This is a genomic window from Cellulosimicrobium sp. MI9406, from assembly GCF_040595865.1.
GTDB classification, from domain to species: Bacteria; Actinomycetota; Actinomycetes; order Actinomycetales; family Cellulomonadaceae; genus Cellulosimicrobium; species Cellulosimicrobium funkei.
On the sequence record NZ_JALIZI010000010.1, the window covers coordinates 61,790 to 84,848 of the forward strand.

Annotated in this window: 20 protein-coding genes, 1 tRNA gene and 1 other RNA gene; 17 read left to right on the forward strand and 5 right to left on the reverse strand. The window is 74.9% G+C overall.

What is annotated here, in order from left to right; all coding sequences use genetic code 11:
* The first annotated feature begins 191 nt into the window (after positions 1-191).
* From MT994_RS17530 to MT994_RS17565, 8 genes are all read left to right on the forward strand, one after another.
* Positions 192-329, forward strand: coding sequence for a hypothetical protein (locus tag MT994_RS17530; protein WP_163188684.1), 138 nt, complete (start codon positions 192-194; stop codon positions 327-329).
* Positions 326-415, forward strand: coding sequence for a potassium-transporting ATPase subunit F (locus MT994_RS17535; protein WP_021480408.1), 90 nt, complete (start codon positions 326-328; stop codon positions 413-415). Before MT994_RS17530 ends, MT994_RS17535 begins: the two co-directional genes overlap by 4 nt.
* The gene (gene kdpA / locus MT994_RS17540) at positions 415-2,088 is read left to right on the forward strand and encodes a potassium-transporting ATPase subunit KdpA (protein ID WP_354807285.1); all 1,674 of its coding nucleotides are present in this window, start codon (positions 415-417) and stop codon (positions 2,086-2,088) included. The genes MT994_RS17535 and kdpA overlap by 1 nt, the downstream gene beginning before the upstream one ends.
* A 3-nt stretch (positions 2,089-2,091) precedes the next feature.
* Positions 2,092-4,245 (forward strand): potassium-transporting ATPase subunit KdpB, encoded by a 2,154-nt coding sequence (kdpB, locus tag MT994_RS17545; protein WP_354807286.1) that lies wholly within the window; start codon positions 2,092-2,094, stop codon positions 4,243-4,245.
* A gap of 25 nt (positions 4,246-4,270) precedes the next feature.
* Positions 4,271-4,885 (forward strand): K(+)-transporting ATPase subunit C, encoded by a 615-nt coding sequence (kdpC, locus tag MT994_RS17550; RefSeq protein ID WP_354807288.1) that lies wholly within the window; start codon positions 4,271-4,273, stop codon positions 4,883-4,885.
* A 2-nt stretch (positions 4,886-4,887) separates the two neighbouring features.
* A complete protein-coding gene (locus MT994_RS17555) occupies positions 4,888-7,401 on the forward strand; it encodes an ATP-binding protein (RefSeq protein ID WP_354807290.1) in 2,514 nt (837 codons plus the stop codon).
* A complete protein-coding gene (locus MT994_RS17560) occupies positions 7,398-8,108 on the forward strand; it encodes a response regulator transcription factor (RefSeq protein WP_021483553.1) in 711 nt (236 codons plus the stop codon). The genes MT994_RS17555 and MT994_RS17560 overlap by 4 nt, the downstream gene beginning before the upstream one ends.
* Before the next feature lie 132 nt (positions 8,109-8,240).
* A complete protein-coding gene (locus tag MT994_RS17565; protein WP_354807291.1) occupies positions 8,241-8,735 on the forward strand; it encodes a hypothetical protein in 495 nt (164 codons plus the stop codon).
* Positions 8,736-8,763: 28 nt separating this feature from the next.
* Here MT994_RS17565 and MT994_RS17570 read toward each other — a convergent pair whose 3' ends face one another.
* The 5 genes from MT994_RS17570 to MT994_RS17590 all read right to left on the reverse strand — a co-directional run bounded on the left by MT994_RS17570 (position 8,764) and on the right by MT994_RS17590 (position 13,330).
* A complete protein-coding gene (locus MT994_RS17570; RefSeq protein ID WP_061268970.1) occupies positions 8,764-9,591 on the reverse strand; it encodes a hypothetical protein in 828 nt (275 codons plus the stop codon).
* 64 nt (positions 9,592-9,655) lie between these two features.
* The gene (locus MT994_RS17575; RefSeq protein WP_354807293.1) at positions 9,656-11,323 is read right to left on the reverse strand and encodes a hypothetical protein; all 1,668 of its coding nucleotides are present in this window, start codon (positions 11,321-11,323) and stop codon (positions 9,656-9,658) included.
* Positions 11,320-12,255, reverse strand: a complete 936-nt coding sequence (locus MT994_RS17580; RefSeq protein WP_354807294.1) for an ABC transporter ATP-binding protein — start codon at positions 12,253-12,255, stop codon at positions 11,320-11,322. Before MT994_RS17580 ends, MT994_RS17575 begins: the two co-directional genes overlap by 4 nt.
* Positions 12,252-12,953 carry a TetR family transcriptional regulator gene (locus tag MT994_RS17585; protein ID WP_076404487.1) on the reverse strand — a complete coding sequence of 234 codons (702 nt, stop codon included), beginning with the start codon at positions 12,951-12,953 and terminating at the stop codon, positions 12,252-12,254. Before MT994_RS17585 ends, MT994_RS17580 begins: the two co-directional genes overlap by 4 nt.
* A 291-nt stretch (positions 12,954-13,244) precedes the next feature.
* Positions 13,245-13,330 (reverse strand) — tRNA-Ser (locus MT994_RS17590).
* 166 nt (positions 13,331-13,496) lie between these two features.
* On the opposite strand from MT994_RS17590, the gene ffs reads away from it, so the two are divergent.
* The 9 genes from ffs to MT994_RS17635 all read left to right on the forward strand — a co-directional run bounded on the left by ffs (position 13,497) and on the right by MT994_RS17635 (position 23,043).
* Positions 13,497-13,593, forward strand: an RNA gene (gene ffs / locus MT994_RS17595) — signal recognition particle sRNA small type.
* Between the two features lie 474 nt (positions 13,594-14,067).
* Entirely contained in the window at positions 14,068-14,967 is a 900-nt protein-coding gene (locus MT994_RS17600) for a MetQ/NlpA family ABC transporter substrate-binding protein (RefSeq protein ID WP_354807295.1), read from the forward strand.
* Between the two features lie 215 nt (positions 14,968-15,182).
* Entirely contained in the window at positions 15,183-16,346 is a 1,164-nt protein-coding gene (locus MT994_RS17605; RefSeq protein WP_354807379.1) for a methionine ABC transporter ATP-binding protein, read from the forward strand.
* A complete protein-coding gene (locus MT994_RS17610; protein ID WP_021483094.1) occupies positions 16,346-17,008 on the forward strand; it encodes a methionine ABC transporter permease in 663 nt (220 codons plus the stop codon). Before MT994_RS17605 ends, MT994_RS17610 begins: the two co-directional genes overlap by 1 nt.
* A 78-nt stretch (positions 17,009-17,086) precedes the next feature.
* Positions 17,087-20,269 carry a DNA polymerase III subunit gamma and tau gene (locus MT994_RS17615; protein WP_354807297.1) on the forward strand — a complete coding sequence of 1,061 codons (3,183 nt, stop codon included), beginning with the start codon at positions 17,087-17,089 and terminating at the stop codon, positions 20,267-20,269.
* A 43-nt stretch (positions 20,270-20,312) separates the two neighbouring features.
* Complete coding sequence (locus MT994_RS17620; RefSeq protein WP_163188676.1) at positions 20,313-20,909, forward strand: RNA polymerase sigma factor; 597 nt, start codon at positions 20,313-20,315, stop codon at positions 20,907-20,909.
* Positions 20,906-21,772 (forward strand): hypothetical protein, encoded by an 867-nt coding sequence (locus MT994_RS17625; RefSeq protein WP_168945297.1) that lies wholly within the window; start codon positions 20,906-20,908, stop codon positions 21,770-21,772. Before MT994_RS17620 ends, MT994_RS17625 begins: the two co-directional genes overlap by 4 nt.
* A gap of 86 nt (positions 21,773-21,858) precedes the next feature.
* Positions 21,859-22,458, forward strand: coding sequence for a recombination mediator RecR (gene recR, locus MT994_RS17630; protein ID WP_021483478.1), 600 nt, complete (start codon positions 21,859-21,861; stop codon positions 22,456-22,458).
* 15 nt (positions 22,459-22,473) lie between these two features.
* Entirely contained in the window at positions 22,474-23,043 is a 570-nt protein-coding gene (locus MT994_RS17635; RefSeq protein ID WP_043659926.1) for a DUF5063 domain-containing protein, read from the forward strand.
* The last annotated feature ends 16 nt before the right edge of the window (positions 23,044-23,059 follow it).

The window sequence follows — 23,059 nt, forward strand, 5'->3', positions numbered from 1 at the left end:
CGATGGCGGGGCGTCGGTCACGCACTCGTCACGAACTCCCCACGGGAACCGACGGGCTCGTCCGCGACCGCCCGGACCGACGGCCGGGCGTCAGGAGATCGTTAGCGTCGCGCCCCCGCCCGTATGGGTCCCGTGAGGACGGGCTCCGCCGCGCCGGAGCGGGTGTTCGATCGTCGTCGGCGCCCCGTCCGGTGGGTGCCCGGCCGCCCGACAGGGGGCCGTCGGTCTCGACCTGGGGACGTCTCGTGCTCGACATCGTCTACGTGCTCGGCGTGATCGCCGTGTTCGTGCTGGTCGCCGGAATCGGGAAGGCGGTGGAGAAGCTGTGATCGTGCTCGAGCTTCTCGCCGTGGCTCTCGGTGCGGCGGCGATCGTGTATCTCGTGGTGGCGCTCGTGAGACCGGAGCGCTTCTGATGACCTGGATCTTCGCGCTCCTCGCGCTCGGGACCGTCGCCCTGGTCCTCGCGGCGCTCTACCGCCCGCTGGGCGACCACATGGCGCGGGTCTACTCCTCGCCGAAGGACTGGCGGGTGGAGCGGGGCCTGTACCGCGTCCTGGGCGTCGACCCCCGCTCCGAGCAGACGTGGCCCGCCTACCTGCGCAGCATCCTCGCGTTCTCGGCCGTGGGCCTCGTGCTGCTCTACCTGCTCCAGCGCACGCAGCAGTGGCTGCCGTACTCGCTCGGGCTGCCCGCGCCGTCGGAGCACCTCGCCTTCAACACGGCCGCGTCGTTCGTGGGCAACACGAACTGGCAGTCGTACTCGCCGGAGCAGACGCTCGGCTACACCGTGCAGCTCGCCGGGCTCGCGGTGCAGAACTTCGTGTCCGCGGCGGTCGGCATGGCGGTCGCCGTCGCGCTCGTGCGGGGCTTCGCGTACCGCCGGGTCGGCACGATCGGCAACTTCTGGGTGGACCTCGTGCGCGGGTGCCTGCGCATCCTGCTCCCGATCTCCCTCGTCGGCGCGGTCGTGCTGCTCGTCGGCGGGGTCGTGCAGAACTTCGACGGCTTCACGCAGGTCGCGACCCTCGCGGGCGGCACCCAGAGCGTGCCGGGCGGGCCGGTGGCCTCGCAGGAGGTCATCAAGCTGCTCGGCACGAACGGCGGCGGGTTCTTCAACGTGAACTCGGCGCACCCGTTCGAGAACCCGTCGGCGTGGACGAACGTCGTCGAGGTCCTGCTCATGCTCGTCATCCCGTTCTCCCTGCCGCGCACGTTCGGCCGCATGGTCGGCGACGACCGCCAGGGCTACGCGATCCTCGCGACGATGGGCGTGCTCTTCGTGGCGTCGTTCGTCGCGCTGACCGCGCTGGAGTCCGCCGGGAACGGCGCCGCGCCGCAGCTCGCCGGGGGTGCGATGGAGGGCAAGGAGGCGCGGTTCGGGATCATCGGCTCGACCCTCTTCGCCACGACGAGCACCACGACGTCGACCGGCGCGGTCAACTCGATGCACGACTCCTACACGGCGCTGGGCGGGATGCTCCCGCTGCTCAACATGATGCTCGGCGAGGTCGCCCCGGGCGGCGTCGGCTCCGGGCTGTACGGGATGCTCGTGCTCGCCGTCATCGCGGTCTTCATCGCGGGCCTGCTGGTCGGTCGCACGCCGGAGTATCTGGGGAAGAAGATCGGGCCGCGCGAGATCAAGCTCGCGAGCCTCTACATCCTCGTGACGCCGACGCTCGTGCTCGTCGGCACGGCCCTGAGCTTCGCGATCCCGCCCGTGCGCGAGAGCGTCGAGACGGTGTCGATCTGGAACCCCGGCGTGCACGGCACGACCGAGGTGCTGTACGCCTTCACGTCCGCGGCCAACAACAACGGGTCGGCGTTCGCCGGGCTCACCGCGAACACCCCGTGGCTCAACACCGCGCTCGGCGTCGCGATCCTGCTCGGCCGGTTCGTGCCGATCGCCCTCGTCCTCGCGCTCGCGGGCTCGCTCGCGCAGCAGGACAAGGTGCCCGCGACCGTCGGCACGCTGCCGACCCACCGCCCCCAGTTCGTGGGGCTCCTGATCGGCGTGGTGGTCCTCCTCACCGCGCTCACGTACTTCCCCGTTCTCGCGCTGGGTCCCCTGGCTGAAGGGCTGCTGTAACCCATGTCCACGCTCACCCACCCGTCCCCGCGCGCCGTGCACCAGCCGGCCGCGACCACCGGCGGCCTCTTCACCTGGTCGCAGGTGCGCCAGGCGCTGCCCGGCGCGTTCCGCAAGCTCGACCCGCGCCAGATGTGGCGCAACCCCGTGATGTTCCTCGTCTGGGTCGGGGCCGCGCTCACCACCGTGATCGCGGTCGTCGAGCCGTTCCTCGGCGGCCCGGAGGAGTCGGGCGGCACGCCCGTCCCCGGGTCCTTCACCGCGGTCATCGCCGTGTTCCTGTGGCTCACCGTCCTCTTCGCCAACCTCGCGGAGTCGGTCGCCGAGGGCCGCGGCAAGGCCCAGGCCGACTCGCTGCGCCGGACCCGCACCGCGACCGTCGCGCACCGCGTCGCCGCGTACGACGAGACGGGCGACCCCGGCGCCCTGCGCGCCCGCGCGGTCGAGGTGTCCTCGGCCGACCTGCGGCTGGGGGACGTCGTCGTCGTCGAGGCGGGGGAGCTGGTCCCCGGCGACGGCGAGATCGTGTGGGGCATCGCGTCGGTCGACGAGTCCGCGATCACGGGCGAGTCCGCGCCGGTGATCCGCGAGTCGGGCGGCGACCGGTCCGCCGTCACCGGCGGCACGCGCGTCCTGTCGGACCGCATCGTCGTGCGCGTCACCTCGATGCCGGGCGAGACGTTCGTCGACCGGATGATCGCGCTCGTCGAGGGCGCGAGCCGGCAGCGGACGCCGAACGAGATCGCGCTGAGCATCCTCCTCGCGTCGCTGTCGATCGTGTTCGTCGTGGTCGCCCTCACGCTCAACCCCGTCGCGTCGTACGCGGCGAGCCCCGTGAGCGTCGCCGTCCTCGTCGCTCTCCTGGTCTGCCTCATCCCGACGACGATCGGCGCGCTGCTCTCGGCGATCGGCATCGCGGGGATGGACCGCCTCGTGCAGCGCAACGTGCTCGCGATGTCCGGCCGCGCGGTCGAGGCGGCGGGCGACGTCACGACCCTCCTGCTCGACAAGACGGGCACCATCACCTACGGCAACCGGCAGGCCGCGCGGTTCGTCGCGCTGCGCGACGTCGACGAGCGCGAGCTCGTCCGCGCCGCCGCGCTGTCGTCCCTCGCCGACCCGACGCCGGAGGGCACGTCGATCGTCGAGCTCGCGCGCCGCGGGGGCCTCGACGTCGGGCCGACCGCGCCGGGCGAGATCGTGCCGTTCACGGCGCAGACCCGGATGTCGGGGCTCGACGAGCCGGACGGGACCCAGATCCGCAAGGGCGCCGGCTCCGCCGTGACGGCGTGGGTCGAGCAGGGCGGCGAGCGGGCGGCGTCGAGCGTGCTCGCGGAGCTCGACGACGTCGTGGAGGAGGTCGCGCAGTCGGGCGGCACGCCGCTCGTCGTCGCGGTGCGCACGCCCGACGGCGCGAGCCGCGTGCTCGGCGTCGTCCACCTCAAGGACGTCGTCAAGGAGGGCATCGCGGACCGCTTCGCCGAGCTGCGGTCGATGGGCATCCGCACGGTGATGATCACGGGCGACAACCCGCTCACCGCCGCCGCCATCGCGCAGGAGGCCGGCGTCGACGACTTCCTGGCCGAGGCCACGCCCGAGGACAAGCTCGCGCTCATCCGCGCCGAGCAGGAGGGCGGCAACCTCGTCGCCATGACGGGCGACGGCACGAACGACGCGCCCGCCCTGGCGCAGGCCGACGTGGGCGTCGCGATGAACTCCGGCACGTCGGCCGCGAAGGAGGCCGGCAACATGGTCGACCTCGACTCCGACCCGACGAAGCTCATCGACGTCGTGCGCATCGGCAAGCAGCTCCTCATCACGCGCGGGGCGCTCACCACGTTCTCGATCGCCAACGACGTCGCGAAGTACTTCGCGATCATCCCCGCGATGTTCATGGGCGTGTTCCCCGGCCTCGAGGTGCTCAACGTCATGGGCCTCAGCTCGCCGTCGTCGGCGGTGCTGTCGGCGATCGTCTTCAACGCGATCGTCATCGTGCTGCTCATCCCGCTCGCGCTGCGCGGCGTGCGGTACCGGCCGGCCGACGCCTCGACGATCCTCGGGCGGAACCTGCTCGTCTACGGCGTCGGCGGCCTCGTGGCGCCGTTCGTCGGCATCTGGCTCATCGACCTCGTCGTGCGCCTCCTCCCCGGCTACTGACCCGCACGACGACCAGGAGAACCCCATGAACACCACGGCACGCAGCACCGGGCGGGTCGTCTGGGTCGCGACCCGGGCGATGCTCGTCCTCACCCTCCTCCTCGGCGTCGGGTACACGCTCGTCGTCACCGGCGTCGGGCAGCTCGTCCTTCCGGCGCGCGCCGACGGCTCGCTGGTGCACGACGGCGCGGGCCGGGTCGTCGGGTCGGCCCTGCTCGGCCAGGCGTTCACCGACGCCGACGGCGACCCGCTGCCCGAGTACTTCCAGCCCCGGCCGTCGGCGGCGGGCGACGGGTACGACGCCGCGGCGTCGTCGGGCTCGAACCTCGGCCCCGAGAACGAGGACCTCGTCGCCGCGATCACGGAGCGGCGCGCCCAGATCGCGGAGCTCGAGGGTATCGACCCGGCCGACGTCCCCGTGGACGCGCTCACGGCCTCGGGCTCCGGCCTCGACCCTCACATCAGCCCGGCCTACGCCGCCGTCCAGGTCGACCGCGTCGCGGCGGCGCGCGGTCTGACCACCGCGCAGGTCGAGGAGCTCGTCGCGCGGCACACTGGGGGACGTGCGCTGGGGTACCTCGGCGAGCCGACGGTGAACGTGCTCGAGCTCAACGTCGCCCTGGACCGGATCGGAGGCTGAGCATGGCGCGCGGACGGCTGCGGGTCCTCCTCGGCGCGGCGCCCGGCGTCGGGAAGACCTACGCCATGCTCGAGGAGGGCCGCCGTCTGCGCGAAGAGGGCCGGGACGTCGTGGTCGCGGTCGTGGAGACCCACGGCCGCGCCGCGACGGCGGCCATGGCGGAGGGCCTCGAGGTGGTGCCGCGCGTCCGCGTGACCCACCGGGGCGTCGAGCTCACGGACCTCGACCTGGACGCCGTCCTCGCGCGGCGCCCGGACGTCGCGCTCGTCGACGAGCTCGCGCACACGAACGCGCCGGGCCTCGCCCACGAGAAGCGCTGGCAGGACGTCGACCGGCTGCTCGACGCCGGGATCGACGTCATCTCGACCGTCAACATCCAGCACATCGAGTCGCTCAACGACGTGGTCGAGAAGATCACGGGCGCCGTGCAGCGCGAGACGATCCCCGACGCCGTCCTGCGCGGCGCCGACCAGATCGAGGTCGTCGACCTCGCGCCCCAGGCGCTGCGCGACCGTCTCGCGGGCGGGTACGTGTACCCGGCCGAGCGCGTCGACGCGGCGCTGTCGAACTACTTCCGCCTCGGCAACCTCACCGCGCTGCGCGAGCTCGCGCTGCTCTGGCTCGCCGACGAGGTGGACGCGGCGCTCCAGCTCTACCGGACCGAGCACGGGATCGACAGCACGTGGGAGGCGCGCGAGCGCGTCGTCGTGACGCTCACGGGCGGCCCGGAGGGGGAGACGCTCGTGCGGCGCGGCGCCCGCATCGCCGCGCGGTCGGCGGGCGGCCAGCTCCTCGCGGTGCACGTCACGACGCAGGACGGCCTGCGCGACGCGGCCCCCGGCGCGCTCGCGCACCAGCGCGCGCTCGTCGAGCAGCTCGGCGGGACGTACCACCAGGTCGTGGGCGACGACGTCCCGACCGCGCTCGTCGAGTTCGCCAAGGGCGTCAACGCCACGCAGCTCGTCATCGGGGTCTCGCGCCGGGGCCGGCTCGCGTCGGCCCTCAGCGGCCCCGGCATCGGCGCGACGGTCACGCGCGAGGCGGGCAACATCGACGTCCACATCGTCAACCACGCCGCCGCCGGGGGAGGGGCGCGCCTGCCCCGCTCGGGCGGCGCGCTCACCCTGCGCCGCCGCGTCGCCGGGTTCGTGCTCGCGCTCGTCGGCGGACCGCTGCTCACCTGGCTCCTCGTCACGGCGCGCGACGAGGACACGCTCGTGACCGACGTCCTGGCGTACCAGCTGCTCGTCGTCGTCGTCGCGCTCGTCGGGGGCGTCTGGCCCGCGGTCTACGCCGCGGTCCTGTCGGGCGTCACGCTCGACTACTTCTTCGTCGAGCCCCTGCACACGATCACCGTGGGCGAGCGGTTCCACCTCGTGGCCCTCGTCCTGTACGTCGTCATCGCCGTCCTCGTGAGCGTCGTCGTCGACCGCGCGGCGCGCACGACGCGCGCGGCCCGGCGGGCGGCCGCGGAGTCCGAGGTGCTCGCCACGGTCGCGGGCAGCGTCCTGCGCGGGCAGGACGCCGTGCAGGCCCTCGTGAGCCGGGCGCGCGAGGCGTTCGGCATGGTGGGGGCGCGGCTCGTCGTCTCCGGGACGGAGCTCGCGGCCGACGGCGACCCGGGGCCGGGTGCGCCCAGCACGACGGTGCGCGTGGACGACCGCGCCGACCTCGAGCTGTTCGGGCCGGACCTCGCCGCGTCCGAGCGGCGCCTGCTCAACGTCATCGCCGTCCAGCTCGAGGCGGCGCTCGAGCACAGCGACCTCGCCGAGGTCGCGAGCGAGATGGACCAGCTCGCCGAGTCCGACCGCGTGCGCAGCGCGCTGCTGTCGGCGCTGAGCCACGACCTGCGCCGCCCCCTGAGCGCCGCGACCGCCGCCGTGAGCGGCCTGCGCTCGACGCGCGGCGCGCTCAGCCCCGCCGACCGGGACGAGCTGCTCGCGACCGCCGACGAGAGCCTCGGCGCGCTCGGCACGCTCATCACCGACCTGCTCGACGTGAGCCGGCTGGAGGCGGGCGTCCTCGGGGTGTCGCGCACCGAGGTCGAGCCGGCCGACGTCGTGCTGCCCGCGCTCGACGAGCTCGGTCTCGGGCCCGCCCAGGTGGAGCTCGACCTCGAGCTCGACGTCCCCGCGGTCGTCGCCGACCCGGTGCTGCTCCAGCGCGTGCTGGTCAACCTGCTCGCCAACGCGACGCGGCACTCGCCGCCGGACGAGCGCGTGCGGATCTCGACGAGCGCGTTCGGGGGGTCGGTCGAGATCCGCGTCGTCGACCACGGCCCGGGCATCCCGCCCGAGCGGCGCGAGGACGTGTTCGTGCCGTTCCAGCGCCTCGGCGACACCGACAACACGACCGGCCTCGGGCTCGGCCTCGCGCTGTCGAAGGGGTTCGTCGAGGGCATGGGCGGCACGCTCACCCCCGAGGACACCCCCGGTGGAGGGCTCACCATGGTCGTGGCCCTGCCCGCCGCAGGCCCGACGCCCCACCCCGACGCCCCGGAGACCAGCGCGCCATGAAGATCCTCATCGCCGACGACGACCCGCAGATCCTGCGCGCCCTGCGCATCACCCTCACCGCGCAGGGCTACGAGATCATCACGGCGACCTCGGGCTCGCAGGCGATCGCGCGCGCGATCGACCACCGGCCCGACGTCCTCATGCTCGACCTCGGCATGCCCGAGCTCGACGGCCTCGACGTGATCCACGCCGTCCGGGGCTGGTCGGACGCCCCGATCCTCGTGGTGTCCGGGCGCACGGGCGCCGCCGACAAGGTCGAGGCCCTCGACGCGGGCGCCGACGACTACGTCACGAAGCCGTTCTCCATCGAGGAGCTGCTCGCCCGCATCCGCGCGCTCACGCGCCGCGTCGCGCACGAGGACTCCGCGCCGGTCGTCGTGCTGGGCGACGTGACGGTCGACCTGTCGGCCCACAGCGTCGTGCGCGTGCGCGACGGCCAGACCGAGCAGGTGCGGCTCACCCCGACGGAGTGGCAGGTGCTGGAGCGGCTCGTCCGCAACCCGGGCAAGCTCGTCACGCGGCAGACGCTGCTCACGGAGATCTGGGGCTCCCAGCACGTGAGCGACACGGGCTACCTGCGCCTGTACGTCGCGCAGCTCCGCAAGAAGCTCGAGCCGGAGCCGGCGGCCCCGCGTTACCTGCTCACCGAGGCGGGCATGGGCTACCGCTTCGAGCCGGACCCCGGGGCTCCGACCGCGGCGTCCTGAGGGCCGTCCGCGGGCGGCCCTCAGGACGGGCGGCGACCACGCCCGTCGGGAGGCCGTGAGGATCCGGGCGCGGGCCGTGTGCGTTCCGTCAGGCCCGGTTCCCGCCCCCGCCGCGCGCGGTAGACCGGAGCCATGACCCTCGTGCACACCGCGTTCTCCGCCCGGCTCGCCGCGCTGCGCGGCGCTCCCTCGTCGGCCTGGCCGGGCGGCACCGTCCTCGCCCCGCACGACGTGCTCGTCGACGGGACGAGCCTCGCCGCCTGCGCCCGGCTGCGCGCGACCCCGACCGTCCACGTGCCCGCGAGCGCCGACCCGGGCCGCGTCGGGCGGCTGTGGGAGGCGTCGCCGCGGTGCGTCGTGCTCGCCGGGGTGGAGGACGTCGTCCCGCGCCTCGGGGGCCACCACCGGCAGGTGTGGCTCGACGCCGACCTCGACGCGTGCGGCGCGGCGGTCGAGGAGGCCCGGCTCGTCGGCCGCGTCTCGGCGGCACCCCTGCGCCGTTTCACCGTGCACCCCGCACCCGGTCGCGCCGGGGGCGTCGCGCGGCTCCCCGAGGACCTGCGGCGTGGTGACGTCGTCGCGGTCCCGTGCCCCGGCGTCGTCCACGAGCGCGAGCTCCGGCGCTGAGCGGGAGCCGCGGGCCGTGAGGGGACCGCTACGGTGTCACGGGGCCCGCGGCGTCGTCGACGAGGCGCGCGAGCTCGCGCACGACCGCACCCGGCAGGGCCGGAGGGAAGAGCAGCGCGCGCTGCCGCTCGCCCGCCCGCCAGCCGTCGCACGCGAGCGCCGCGAGCACGAGGGACGACGGCGCGCCCTCCTCCCGCCACGCGCGCAGCACGTCCGCGTGGACGGTGTGCTGGCCCTCGGGCACGTCGTCGCGCGCCACCCCGCCGAGGGCGTAGAGGCGCAGGAGCGCCGCCGCCTTGCGCGAGTCGTCGAGCGCCGCGACGGACGCCGCGACCGCGGCGCGCGACGGGTCGAGCCGCAGCGGCGAGAGGTCGTCGAACCCGGACTGCACGACCTCGATCGCGACGTCGTCGACCAACGTCTCCGCGTCCCCGAACATCGACCGCAGGGTCGACTCGCTGCGGTCGCACCGCCGCGCGACCGCGGCGAAGGTGACGTTCTCGACCCCCTCCTCGAGCGCGACACGCAGCACCGCGTCCACGAGCGGGCGCTCGTCGTCGCGGAACGGGTCCTCGTCGAGCTCGACGTCGCGGAACACGACGGCGCGCGCGGGCGGCCGGACGTCGGCGTACCGGGAGAGGTCGTCGACCAGCTCGTCCCACTCCGTCTCGGTGAACCGGTACGCGTCCTGGTACAGGCCCAGCCACGTGCCCTCGAGCGCGAGGGCCGCGACCCACGTGCGCGGCTCGCGGGCTCCGGCACCCTCGGTCGGCTCCCGCGTGGGGATCGCGTCGACCCACTCGTGCAGGGTGGCCCTGGCCGAGCGCGTCGCGTCGCTCCGGTCGGGCGTGGACATGACCGTCACCTCCGTGGTCGGAAAAGGTGGATCGAGCCTAGCCGGAGCCCACGACGGCCACGCGTCAGGGGCGCGGGACGTCGCGGCGGCGGAAGCCCGCGAGGCCCAGCGCGACGAGCACGACGGCGAGGAGCGTGAGCCACACGAAGGGCCACGGCTCGGCGTCGGCCCCGGGGAGCTGGGGCACGTGCCAGAAGGGCGAGAGCCCGCTCACCCACGACGGGAGGTCGAGCAGGGCGCCGAACATCGTCACGACGAACGAGTAGGCGAGGAGCGCCCACGCGAGCGCCGCGAGGCCAGGGCGCGACCCGAACGCCGCCACCGCGACCCCCGCGACGACCGCGACCGCGGGCAGGTACGCGAACGACGCGGCGAGGTGGTCCCCGAGGCCGAACGCGTCCTCCCCGACGCTCAGGGCGCCGAGCCACAGCCCGACGGCGCTCACGGCCAGCAGCACGCACGTCCCGACCAGCGTCACGACGAGCTGGCCCGCGAGCCACCGCACGCGCCCGACGCCTGTCGCGAGCACCGGCTCGAGCCGCCCCGCGGTCTCCTCGCCCCGCGCGCGCTGGGCCGAGGCGACGGCGAACCCGCCCGCGCCGAGCCCGAGGAAGAGCGCCATGACGGCGACGAAGCCGGCCACGAGGTCGGACGCGTCGCCGATCATCTGGGCGACCTCGGGGTTGGCCGCGACCATGTCGCCCACCGAGTCGACGAACGTCCCGCACGCGAGCGCCGTGACGCCGACCCCGATCGCCCACGCGAGCACGGACGCGCGCTGCTGACGCCACGCGAGGGCGAGCGGGCTCGCGAGCCAGCGGGCGGCGTCGGGCCGGCCCGCGCGGGGCGGCACGAGCCCGGCGCCGAGGTCGCGCCGGGCGGCGAGCGCCGCGCCCAGAGCGAGGAGCAGGACCACGAGCGCGACGGAGAGGCCGAGGGGCCACCAGCGCAGGTCGACGAACGCCCGGATCTGCTGCGCCCACCCGATGGGGGAGAGCCACGAGACCCAGCTCCCGTGCTCCTCCTGCACGTCGCCGACGGCGCGGAGCAGGAACGCGACGCCGAGCACGGCGAGCGCGAGCCCGCTCGCGCCGCGCGCGTGCTCGGTGACCTGGCTCGTCACGACGGCGACGGCGGCGAACACGAGGCCCGTGACCCCGACGGCGGCGCCGAGCGCGAGGGAGTCCACGGCGTCGAGCCCGGTCGCGACGAGCACGACGCCGGTCGCGAGCGCGATGGCCGCGTTCGCGACGACCGCCGCGACGAACGCCGCGGTCGCGGGTGCGTGCCGCCCCACGACGCCCGCCCGGACGAGCTCGGCCCGGCCGGTCTCCTCCTCGGCGCGCGTGTGCCGCACGACGAGGAAGATGCTCATGATCGCGACGGCGACCATGACGGTGAGCGCCATCTCGTTGGCGATCATCGCGCCGAGCGTGTAGTCCTCGATGCCGTACTGCGGCCCGGACAGCATGATCCCGGCCGGGCTCGAGACGAGCGCCGCGCGCGCCTGGCGGTCGGCCGCCGTCGGGTAGAGCGTGTCGAGGGCGACGGCCGCGTACCCGAAGAGGAGCGCGACGGACGCCGTCCACACGGGGATGCGGACCCGGTCGCGGCGCAGGACGAAGCGCAGCAGGGTGAGCCAGCCCGTCGCCGCGCGGCCCGGGCGGGGAGGCTCGGGGGCGACGGCGGTCGCGCGCCGTCCGCGGGGCGGCGCCGCGGTGGGGGCGCTCACAGCGCACCGGCCCCGTCGAGCTGGGCGAGCTCGTCGCCGTAGTGGCGCAGGAACAGCTCCTCGAGCGACGGCGGCGTGACCGTGACGGACCGCAGCCCGAGGTCGGTGAGCGCGCGCAGCACGGGCTGCACGTGGTCGTTGTCGACGTCGAACCGGGCTCGCGTCCCGTCGGCGCCGGGCTCGACGAGGAGGTCGTGCACGCCGTCGAGCGCGTCGAGGGCGGCGGGGTCGCGGTCGGTCACCGCGGTGACCGACGACCGCGTGAGGTGCCGCAGCTCGGCGAGCGTGCCGGACTGGACCGTGCGGCCGGCCCGGATGATCGTCACGGTGTCGCACAGCTTCTCGACCTCCGCGAGGATGTGGCTCGAGAGCAGCACCGACCGGCCCTCCGCCGTGACCTCGCGCACGCACTGCGTGAACACCGACTCCATGAGGGGGTCGAGGCCCGACGTCGGCTCGTCGAGCACGAGCAGCTCGACGTCGGACGCGAACGCCGCGACGAGCGCGACCTTCTGCCGGTTCCCCTTGGAGTACGTGCGCGCCTTCTTCGACGGGTCGAGCTCGAAGCGTTCGAGCAGGAGCTCCTTGCGGCGCGGGTCGACGCGCCCGCGCAGCCGGGTGAGCAGGTCGATCGCCTCGCCGCCGGTGAGGTTCGGCCACAGGCTCACGTCGCCCGGCACGTACGCGAGGCGGCGGTGCAGGTCGACGGCGTCGCGCCACGGGTCCCCGCCGAGCAGCCGGGTGGTCCCCGAGTCGGCGCGCAGCAGCCCGAGCAGCACCCGGATCGTGGTCGACTTGCCGGCGCCGTTGGGCCCGAGGAACCCGGCGACCTCGCCCGTGCGGACGGTCAGGTCGAGGCCGTCGAGCGCCTGCACGTGGCCGAACGCCTTGCGCAGGTCGTGCACCTCGACGGCGGGGGTCGTGCTCGTCATCGCGTCTCCTCCTGGTGGGTGGTGTGCCGGACGTACGCGTCGAGCAGCGTCGGCTCGACGAAGAGCCCCTCGGTGAAGACCTCGAGCGCGGGCAGCATCACGCGCTCGACGTACTCGCGGAGGTCGGTCTCGGGGTCGCGCGGCTCGGTCCGCTCGCGCAGCGCGCCGTCGACGAGGAGCGAGCCGAGGGAGAGCGAGACGAGGTACCGCGCGCGGGCCGGCTCGTCGCGGCTCGGGCGGATCACCCCGGCGGCGACGCCGTCCTCCATGTACTCGAGCGTGACCTGCGTGAGGTGCTCGACGAACGACCGCGCGAGGTCGCCGCCCGCCTGGAGGCTGCGCAGCGTGTACTCGAACACGGGCGCGTAGTCCTCGATCCCGGCGAGCTGCGTGAACAGCGCCATTGGCCCGGCCGCCGGGTCCTGCGGCGAGATCGCGTCGGTCTTCGCGGCGCGGACGGCGTCGAACACGTACGCGTCGCAGGCCCGGCGCAGCCCGTCCTTGGAGCCGAAGTGGTGCACGACGAGCGCCGCGCTCACGCCCGCGTCCGCCGCGACGGTGCGCAGCGGCGCGCCGAACCCGTCGCGCGCGAACCGCGAGATCGCGGCGTCCCGGATGCGGGCACGGGTCGTGAGGTCGTCGGTGCCCGACGGCGCGGGCGTGGCCCGACCGGTCCGCGGAGGCTGCTCTGAACGCATGTTCAATAGACTAAACACGCGTTCAACGCCTGTCCAGGGGTCCAGGGGGCTCCCAGGGTGGGTGGATGTGGCGAAGATCCGGGACTCCGGGGCTCTCCACCCCTGCCGTTCCGGGCCGGACACCCGTAGGCTGGGGGGAGCCGTCGGCGGCACCGCCGGCGCCACGTCCCGGCGCGTCGGACCGTCGGGACGTCGAGAGGCCCGTCGCACCTGTGCGACGGGCCTTTTCGGTGTGCGCCCGCACCCCGACGACGAAGGGCCCGCCGCGAGTGCGGCGGGCCCTTCGGTCTGCGGAGGATGGGGGATTCGAACCCCCGAGGGCTGTTAACCCAACACGCTTTCCAAGCGTGCGCCATAGGCCACTAGGCGAATCCTCCTGGCGACGGTCGGCGACGCACGGATGCGCACCGACAGCAGCGCAACGAGGATACCGGACGGCGGCGCCCCGGCCGAATCGCCTCCGGGGAGCCTGTGCTGGGGCGGGCGTTGCGGTGCGCGGCGGAGCGGGTTTCGAGCGCGGCGCCGACCTGGGCTAGGGTGGGTGCAGACCCCTCGTGCGGCATCATCTCGCCGAACTCCCCCAGGGCCGGAAGGCAGCAAGGGTAGGTGAGCTCTGGTGGGTGTGCGAGGGGTCCTTTGCGTCCCCGGACCGCCCGCTCCGCCGTCGGGCCGCGCTGTCGGCGACCACGTGGCATTCGCCCCTTTTCTCCCGGTCGAGGGGCTTCCGTTCCCGACATGCGGCCACTTTCCGGTCCACATCGTGGACTTTCGCGGTCGGAGATTGGCGTGCGGGCCGTCGTCGTGCCCATGATGTCGGCATGACCCGTCAGCACGTCGTGACCACGACCCCGCGCGCAGCAGCCTGCGCCGGCTCGTCGTGCTGTCGCCGCGTGCGCACCGGGCGAATGTGCGGCTGCTGACGCCGTCGTGACCCGCAGGGAGACCTGCGCCGCACCCGCCGCGTCGTCCTCGACGACGACCGGCCCCCGCTCGCCGCGTGGCTGATGGCCCGCCGGAAGCACCCCGAACCCCACCGCCTCGCAGGGACCCCCTGCACCCCCGGCCGTGCCGGTCGCCACCCGTGACCGCGCCGCCGTCATCGGAAGGAACCCCCATGTCGTTCTCCACCACCCGCAAGCGTCTGACCTGGACCGCGATCGCCGCGACGGCCCTGACCCTCACCGCGTGCGGTGGCGGCGACTCCTCGGGCGGCGCCTCCGGCGAGAGCGGCGACGAGGGCCCGATCCGCGTCGGCGTCGTCGGCGCGTCCGACGACAAGTGGGCCGTCTTCCAGGAGCAGGCCGAGGCCGAGGGCATCGACGTCGAGCTCGTCGACCTCCAGGACTACACGCAGGCCAACCCCGCGCTGTCCCAGGGCGAGCTCGACGTGAACCAGTTCCAGCACCTGCAGTTCCTCGCGGGCTACAACGTGGACGCGAACGACGACCTGCAGCCCATCGGCGCAACCGCCGTCTATCCGCTCGGCCTGTACTCGACGAAGCACACGTCGCTCGAGCAGATCCCCGACGGCGGCCAGGTCGCCGTGCCCAACGACCCGACGAACCTCGCCCGCGCGCTCCTCGTGCTGCAGGAGGCCGGCCTCGTCGAGCTCAAGGACGGCGGGAGCTCCATCTCCACCGAGGCCGACGTGCTGCCCAGCTCGAAGGTGACCGTCACGCCCGTCGACGCCGCGCAGACCCCGATCCAGCTCCAGTCGGTCGACGCGTCGATCATCAACAACGACTTCGTCGAGGACGCGGGCCTCTCGCCCGACGAGGCCCTGTTCCAGGACGACCCCGACTCCGACGCCGCGAAGCCCTACATCAACGTGTGGGTCGCGCGCGCCGAGGACAAGGACGACGAGACGCTGCTCAAGCTCGCCGAGCTCTCGCACTCGCCGGAGGTCGTCGAGGCCGAGAAGAAGGCGTCGGGCGGCACCGCCGTCATCAAGGAGAACTCCCCGGCGGAGCTCCAGGAGATCCTCGCGGGCATCGAGGACGACATCCGCGGCTGACCCCGGCACGTCCCGGGCGACGGGAGGGCGGGCGCGCACGACGCGCCCGCCCTCGCGCGCCGTCGTGCCGGGGAGAGACGATGGCAGGCGGACGGCTCGCCCGACGGCGGGCCCCCGACCGCGCCAGGCGGCCCGGCCCTCGGCCCGGCCTCCGACGAGAGGATTCCGACGTGACCGACGTCCCCCGCGACCCGGGTGGTGACGAGCAGCCCGCGATCGAGCTGCGCCACGTGAGCAAGACCTTCGGCGAGGGCGACGGTGCCGTGCACGCGGTCGACGACGTCTCGCTGTCCATCCGCCGCGGCGAGATCTTCGGCGTCATCGGCTACTCCGGCGCCGGGAAGTCGACGCTCGTGCGGCTCGTCAACGCGCTGGAGACGGTGACGAGCGGCGAGGTCGTCGTCGACGGGCAGGTCATCACGGGCCTGCCCGAGCGCCGCGTGCGCGAGGTGCGCTCGCGCATCGGGATGGTGTTCCAGCAGTTCAACCTCCTGTCGTCGCGCACCGTGGCCGGGAATGTGGCGTACCCGCTCAAGGTGGCGGGCTGGTCGCGCGAGAAGCGCGCGGCGCGCGTCGCCGAGCTCCTCGCGTTCGTCGGGCTCGCCGACAAGGCGAAGGCGTACCCGCGCCAGCTCTCGGGCGGGCAGAAGCAGCGCGTCGGGATCGCCCGCGCGCTCGCGGCGCAGCCCACGATCCTCCTCGCCGACGAGGCGACGTCCGCGCTCGACCCCGAGACGACGCGCGAGGTCCTCGCGCTCCTGCGGCGTGTCAACGCCGAGCTCGGCATCACCATCGTCGTCATCACGCACGAGATGGAGGTCGTGCGCTCGACGTGCCACCGCGTCGCCGTGATGGAGCACGGGCGGGTCGTCGAGACGGGCGACGTGTACGACGTCTTCTCCGCGCCCCGCGCCGACGCCGCGCAGCGGTTCGTCGGCACCGCGCTGCACGACCGGCCGTCGCGCGAGACGCTCGCCCGCCTGCGCGAGCGCCACCCGGGCCGGCTCGTGACGGTCGGCGTGCGCGAGGGCGCGAGCACCGGGACGGACCTGTTCCGCCTGCTGCGCGAGCACGACGTCGACGGGTCCGTCGTCTACGGCGGCATCTCCGAGGTGGGGGAGCGGCCGTTCGGGTCGCTCACCGTCGAGCTCGACGCGCCCGAGGACCGCATCGCGCCGTTTCTCCTCGCGCTGGGCGAGCGCGCCGACGTCGTCGACCTCGGGACGGCGGAGCACCCGCTCGACGACCCGCGCGTCGCGCGCCTCGCCGCGGCTCCGGCCGACGAGGACGCCCCCGACCCGACCGACGACGACCCGGGCGACCCGTACGGTCTCGCCCGCGACACCCTCTTCCGCCACGGCAACCTCGGAGGCCGCTGATGAACCGCGACTGGTCCCAGCTGTGGCCGATCCTCGTCGAGTCGTTCGGCCAGACGCTCCAGATGGTGTCCGTCGCCCTGCTCACGGGCGGCGTCGCGGGCCTCGCGCTCGGCATCGCGCTCTACGTGACGCGGCGCGGCAACCTGCTCGCCAACCGCTGGGTGTTCGGCGTGCTCAACGTGCTCGTCAACATCGTGCGGCCGATCCCGTTCATCATCTTCGTCACGCTGCTCGGGCCGGTGACGCTCCAGGTGGTCGGGACGACGCTCGGCACGGAGGCGTTCATCTTCCCGCTGTCGGTGATGACGGCGTTCGGCACGAGCCGCATCGTCGAGCAGAACCTCGTGGGCATCGACCCGGGCGTGATCGAGGCGGCGCGCGCCATGGGCGCGTCGTCGTGGCGCATCATCACGACGGTGCTCGTGCCCGAGGCGCTCGCGCCGCTCATCCTCGGCTACACGTTCCTCTTCATCGCGGTGCTCGACATGTCGGCGATCGCCGGGATCATCGGCGGCGGCGGGCTGGGGAACTTCGCGATCGTCTACGGCTACCAGCGCTACAACTGGGGCGTCGTGGTCGTGACGGTGCTCGTCATCATCGCGATCGTGCAGGTCGCGCAGCTGCTGGGCAACTGGCTCGCGCGCAAGGCGCTGCACCGCTGACGTGGCCGGGCCGGGACCGGCGGGACCGACGGCGGAGCGACCTCGTGCGTGTGGGTCGCGACGTCTAGAGTGACCGGGGTGAGCACCGCCCTGTACCGCCGCTACCGGCCCGAGACCTTCGCCGAGGTGATCGGTCAGGACCACGTGACCGCACCGCTCATGCAGGCGTTGCGCAGCGGTCGGGTGAACCACGCCTACCTCTTCTCCGGGCCCCGGGGGTGCGGCAAGACGACGAGCGCGCGCATCCTCGCGCGCACGCTCAACTGCGAGCGCAACACCCCCGAGAGCCCGCTCGACACGCCGTGCGGGCAGTGCCCGTCGTGCGTCGAGCTCGCGCGCGGCGGCCCGGGCAGCCTCGACGTGGTCGAGATCGACGCGGCGTCGCACAACGGCGTGGACGACGCGCGCGAGCTGCGCGAGCGCGCCGCGTTCGCCCCCGCGCGCGACCGGTACAAGATCTTCATCCTCGACGAGGCGCACATGGTGACGCCGCAGGGCTTCAACGCGCTGCTCAAGCTCGTCGAGGAGCCGCCGGAGCACGTGAAGTTCGTCTTCGCGACGACGGAGCCGGACAAGGTCATCGGCACCATCCGCTCGCGCACGCACCACTACCCGTTCCGCCTCGTCCCGCCGGACGTGCTCGGCCCCTACCTCGAGGAGCTGTGCGCGGCCGAGGGCGTGTCGATCGGCAGCGGCGTGGTCCCGCTCGTCACGCGCGCGGGCGGCGGCTCGGTCCGTGACTCGCTGTCCGTCATGGACCAGCTCATCGCGGGCGCCGAGGACGGCGCCGTCGAGTACGAGCGCGCGGTCGCGCTGCTCGGCTTCACGCACGCGACCCTGCTCGACGACGTCGTGGAAGCGCTCGCCGCGCGCGACGGCGCGAGCATCTTCCGGGTCGTGGACCACGTCATCGCGACGGGGCACGAGCCGCGGCGCTTCGTCGAGGACGTGCTCGAGCGCCTGCGCGACCTCATCGTCATCGCGGTCTCGGGCGACGAGGCGCAGGCCGTCCTGCGCGACCAGCCCGCCGACCAGCTCGACCGCATGCGCACGCAGGCGCAGCACCTCGGGGTGGCCGAGCTGTCCCGGGCCGCCGACCTCGTCAACGCCGCGCTCACCGAGATGACGGGCGCGACGTCGCCCCGCCTGCACCTCGAGCTCCTCATGGCCCGCCTGCTCCTGCCCGGGGCGGACGACGGCGCGGCCGGGTTCGCGGCGCGCCTCGACCGGCTCGAGCGTGGGGGCCTGGGCAACGTCGTGGTCCCCCCGGCCGCGGGGACGCCCGCCCCGGGCGACGGCGCCACGGCCACCGCGACGGCCCCGGCTGCTGCTCCGGCCGGCGCGCCCTCCTCGGGCCTCACCGGTGCCGCTGCCGTCCGCGCGGCGCTCCGGCCCGCGCGACCGGGCCAGCCCGCCGCGGCACCCGCGAGCGCGCCGGCCGCGCAGGACCCGACGCCGGTCGGGCACGTCGCGGCTCCCGCCGCGCCGGAGCAGGAGCGCCCGTCCAGCGACGTCTCCGCGTCGCCTGCTGCCGCGTCGCCCGCTGCCGCGTCGCGCGCGGCCGACGGCGCGGGGTCGTCGGCGGTCGACAGCGCCGGGTCGGCCGTCGCGTCGCCCGCTCCCACGCACTCGTCCGCGCAGGGCGAGGAGACCACGCCTGCCGAGGCGTCCGGCCCCGAGCGGACCGGATCCGTGTCCGGTGCGGCGAGCACCTCGCCCCCTACCGCGTCCGATGCGACGTCGGGCACCGAGTCCGGCACGACGTCCGTCGCGGAGTCCGAGGCCCCGGACGACCACGCCCGCGAGACCGCTGCCTCTGCTGCCTCGGGGGATGCTCCCTTCCACGCCCCCGAGGCACGGCACCCCGAGGCGTCGCGCCCGGAGAGGTCGCGCCCGGAGGCGTCACGCGAGGAGGCGCCGCGCGAGGAGACCCCGCGGCCGTCGACGCCGCGCGAGGCGGCTCCCCGGCAGGAGGCGGCTGCGTCGTCTGCTCCGGCGGCGGGTGGCGCGAGCCCTGCCCTGACGACGGAGGAGCTGCGCCGGCGCTGGCCGGAGGTCCTCGAGAACCTGCGTGCGAGCCCCGTGACGTGGTCGCTGGTGAGCGCCAACGCGCAGGTCGCGGAGCTCGGCGCCGACGTGCTCTACCTCGCCTTCCCCTCGCCCGGGCTGGCCCGGACGTTCTCGTCGTCCCGGCACACGAGCGCGGTCCAGGACGTCGTCTACCAGACGCTCGGGCTCCAGGTCCGCGTCGAGCCGCGCCTCGACGAGGGCGGCCCGGCGGGCGGCGGCTCGGCGGGCGGTGGCTCGGCGCCGTCGTCCGGCCCTGCGCCGGTAGCGCCCGCGCCGTCCGGCGGCTCCGCGCCGTCGGGCCCCGCGTCGCCCGTCGCCACGTCGTCCGGCCCGGCGGCGAGCGCCCCGACGGCAGCGGCTCCTGCCGTGCCCGGCCCCGCGGGGTCCGCCTCGGCGAGCGTCGGGGCTGCCGCCCTCCACGGACCGGGCGGCTCGCAGGCAGGGACGCCGGTCGCGACCGTCGCGGCGCCGAGCGCGCCCGGCGCCGCGCGCTCCGCGAGCACCTCCCGCCCGGCGGACGAGGCCGCGGAGGCGCACGAGACCCCGCGCACCGCCGTCGCGCTCCAGGAGCGACCGAGCACCGAGACCGCACCCGCCGCGCCGCGGGCAAGCTCGACCGTGGTGGACGCCGCCGACGAGGCATGGCTCGCCGGGGCGTCGGTCCCGGCGTCCGCACCGGCGCCCGCACCGCGCGTGGACAGCGCGGACGAGGCGTGGCTCGCGGGGCTGCCCGCGGAGCCGCCCGCCGACCTCGACGACGGCCCCGAGCCGGAGCCCGTGCTCGAACCGGCCCCGCCGACCACCCCGGCCTCCACGCACAACCCCGCCCGCACCGCGTCGTCCGCCGCCCCCGCGCCGACGGCGCCCGGACGACCGGTCGCGGCGTCGCCCGCGGCCTCGCCGCAGGGGGCGCCCGCCCGCGCGGCGGGCCCCGCCGCACCGGCGTCCGCAGGCACGTCGGCCGCACCGCTGCGCGGCGTCTCCGCAGCGCGCGCGGCCATCGCGGCGGCCCGCGTCCCGCGGCCTACCGAGGAACCCGCCCGGCGGGGCGAACCGTCCACGGCCGACCCCATGGACGACCTCCCGTCCGCCGACGACCCCGACATCGTCTCGACGGGCCTCGTCGGGACCGCGCTCGTGGTGAGCCTGCTCGACGGCAAGATCATCGAGGAGATCCAGGACCAGGGCTGACGCCCCTCGAAACAGCGGGCCGGCTGCCGGACACGTACGAGGTATGAGCCCACCTCCCGTGGCGGACCGTGAGGAACGGTTCCGCGACCTCTACCGAGACACGTACGCCGACGTGCTGCGCTTCGTGCGGCGACGCACCGACGACGACCACGCCGAGGACGTCGTCCACGAGGCGTTCGTCGTCGCGTGGCGGCGGATGCGCGACCTCCCACCGACCCGGGACGCGCAACGGGCGTGGCTGTTCGGGGTCGCGCGCGGCTGCCTCCTCAACGACCGGCGGGCGAGCACGCGACGCGGTGCGCTCGGTGTCCGGCTCGCCGCGCAGCCCGAGCCGATGCTCCCGGCCCCCGACGAGCAGACCGCCGCGCGCTCCGACCTCGCCGCGGCGTGGCGCCGGCTCACCCCGGAGCAGCAGGAGGTGCTGTCGCTGCTCCTCTGGGAGGACCTGCCGTCCGCTGACGCCGGACGCGTCCTCGGCATCTCGGCGGTCGCCTATCGGCTCCGCCTGCACCGCGCTCGCACGGCGCTCCGCCGGCTGCTCGCCCTCGACGAGGGAACCGGCGCGGACGGCGAGGACCACCGGCCCGCCGCCCTCCCGACCCCATCCCTCGACGTCACCGCCCAGGAGGCGCTCCGATGACGCACGACGACCTGACCATGCTCCGCGGGCTCGATCACGCCCCCGCGTCCGACCTCTCCGCCGCCGAGGCCGCGCGAGCGGCGCAGGGCCTCGACCGCATCCTCGCCGGCGAGGAGCCGGGCACGACGGGCGCGCTCGCCGTCGGGCACCTCGCCGTGCAGGCCCGGCGCCGCGCGGCCCGCCGGATCGGCATCCCGGTGGCCGTGGCCGCCGCCGCGGCGGCGGCGTTCGCGCTCCCGTTCGTCGGTCCGGCACCGCACGCGCTCGCGTCGTGGACGCCCGAGCCGGACGCCCTCTCCTCGCAGGACCTCGCCGTGCTCGACGCGGCGTGCCAGGCGCGGCTGGGCTCCGAGCGGGCGGTGACCGTCGACGACGTGGTGCTCGCGGAGCGTCGCGGCTCGTGGGCGGCCGTGATGTACCTCCACGACGACGCGCAGGGGCAGATGCTGCAGTCGTCGTGCGTCGGCTACCTGCCCCCGGGCGCGGACGAGGCGGAGGACGTCTCCGCCGGGTCCGCGGGCGGTGGCGACCTCGTCCCCTCCGCCCGGGGCGTCGCGGAGGGCGCGATGTTCCAGTCGGGCGGCAAGGCCTACCCGTGGAGCCGCGAGCGTCCCGTCCTGTCGATGACGGGTGGCCGTGCCGGCGCCGACGTCGTGGCGCTCACGCTCCGGCTCGCGGACGGGACCGCCGTCGAGACGACGCTCGAGGACGGCCGCTTCGTGGCCTGGTGGCCCGGGCCGATCTTCGACCCGGAGACCGTGGATGGTCCCGACGGCGAGGGCGGCCCGCTGCCGACCCTCGCTTACGAGGCGACGTACACGGACGGCACCACGCGGACCGTGACGCCCGAGCTCCCGGACTGACCCCGGTGCCCGGGCACGGGCCCGGCCTGTCCGCGACGGCGGCGGGCCGGGTCCGCCGTGCGGGCCGCGCCCCGTAGGCTGGGGGCGTGTACGAAGGCGCTGTCCAGGACCTGATCGACGAGCTCGGCCGGCTTCCCGGCGTCGGGCCCAAGAGCGCGCAGCGCATCGCGTTCCACCTGCTCGCCGCGGACGCGGTGGACGTGCGCCGGCTCGCCGACGCGCTCACCGAGGTGAAGGCGCGCGTCCGCTTCTGCGAGACGTGCGGCAACGTCGCGGAGTCGGAGCAGTGCCGCATCTGCGCGGACCCGCGCCGCTCGCCCGAGGTGATCTGCGTCGTCGAGGAGCCCAAGGACGTCGTCGCGATCGAGCGCACGCGCGAGTTCCGCGGCCGGTACCACGTGCTCGGCGGCGCCATCAACCCGATCGAGAACGTCGGGCCGGGCGACCTGCGGATCGCGGAGCTCATGAGCCGTCTCGCGGACGGTCAGGTGACCGAGGTGATCCTCGCGACCGACCCGAACGTCGAGGGCGAGGCCACCGCGACCTACCTCGCGCGCATGCTCGGCCCCATGGGCCTGCGCGTGACCCGCCTCGCGTCGGGCCTCCCGGTCGGTGGAGACTTGGAGTACGCGGACGAGGTGACGCTCGGCCGGGCGTTCGAGGGCCGCCGCCTCGTCGGCGGCTGACGGGAGGTGACGAGCATGGGGGAGATCCACAACGACCCCGACCTGCGGGAGATCGCCGAGGGCATGGCGGAGCAGGCCCGCGCCTACCTCACCACGACGACGCAGGTCGCGTCCGGCGCGGCCCCCGGCGCGGTGCTGCCGCTCCTGCTCCTCGCGCTGTCCGACGCGCTCGCCGCGGGCGCCCGCCTGGGGGCCGTGGGCGACGTCGTGCCGGTCGAGCGCTTCGAGCCCGACGCCGGCCGCGACACGGACGTCGACCCGCTGCGGACGGCGCTCGCGCGGCTCTTCGACGGGTTCGACGACTACGCCGAGATCACCGACCCGCTCGTCGGCGCCGAGGTCGGTGCGGCGTCGCTCTCGGGCGACCTCGCGTGCGTGGCCGAGTGCCTCGCGAAGGGCCTGCAGCACTACGACGGCGGCCGCGAGCTCGAGGGCCTGTGGTGGTGGCAGTTCTCCTACGTCTCGCTGTGGGGGGAGCGCGCCGCGAGCGCGCTGCGCGTCCTGCAGCTCGCGCTCGCGCACCTGCGTCTCGACGTCGAGGACGACGTCGCGACCGAGGCGGAGTACGACGCCCTCCAGTCCTGAGCCGTCGGTCCCGGCG

Coding starts and splice junctions, on each gene's coding strand:
- kdpB (WP_354807286.1), top strand. CDS start 2,092: ATGTCCACGCTCACCCACCCGTCCCCGCGCGCCGTGCACCAGCCGGCC.
- MT994_RS17560 (WP_021483553.1), top strand. CDS start 7,398: ATGAAGATCCTCATCGCCGACGACGACCCGCAGATCCTGCGCGCCCTG.
- MT994_RS17610 (WP_021483094.1), top strand. CDS start 16,346: ATGAACCGCGACTGGTCCCAGCTGTGGCCGATCCTCGTCGAGTCGTTC.
- MT994_RS17585 (WP_076404487.1), bottom strand. CDS start 12,953: ATGCGTTCAGAGCAGCCTCCGCGGACCGGTCGGGCCACGCCCGCGCCG.
- MT994_RS17565 (WP_354807291.1), top strand. CDS start 8,241: ATGACCCTCGTGCACACCGCGTTCTCCGCCCGGCTCGCCGCGCTGCGC.
- MT994_RS17625 (WP_168945297.1), top strand. CDS start 20,906: ATGACGCACGACGACCTGACCATGCTCCGCGGGCTCGATCACGCCCCC.
- MT994_RS17570 (WP_061268970.1), bottom strand. CDS start 9,591: ATGTCCACGCCCGACCGGAGCGACGCGACGCGCTCGGCCAGGGCCACC.
- MT994_RS17580 (WP_354807294.1), bottom strand. CDS start 12,255: ATGACGAGCACGACCCCCGCCGTCGAGGTGCACGACCTGCGCAAGGCG.
- MT994_RS17635 (WP_043659926.1), top strand. CDS start 22,474: ATGGGGGAGATCCACAACGACCCCGACCTGCGGGAGATCGCCGAGGGC.
- kdpC (WP_354807288.1), top strand. CDS start 4,271: ATGAACACCACGGCACGCAGCACCGGGCGGGTCGTCTGGGTCGCGACC.
- MT994_RS17620 (WP_163188676.1), top strand. CDS start 20,313: ATGAGCCCACCTCCCGTGGCGGACCGTGAGGAACGGTTCCGCGACCTC.
- kdpA (WP_354807285.1), top strand. CDS start 415: ATGACCTGGATCTTCGCGCTCCTCGCGCTCGGGACCGTCGCCCTGGTC.
- MT994_RS17555 (WP_354807290.1), top strand. CDS start 4,888: ATGGCGCGCGGACGGCTGCGGGTCCTCCTCGGCGCGGCGCCCGGCGTC.
- MT994_RS17600 (WP_354807295.1), top strand. CDS start 14,068: ATGTCGTTCTCCACCACCCGCAAGCGTCTGACCTGGACCGCGATCGCC.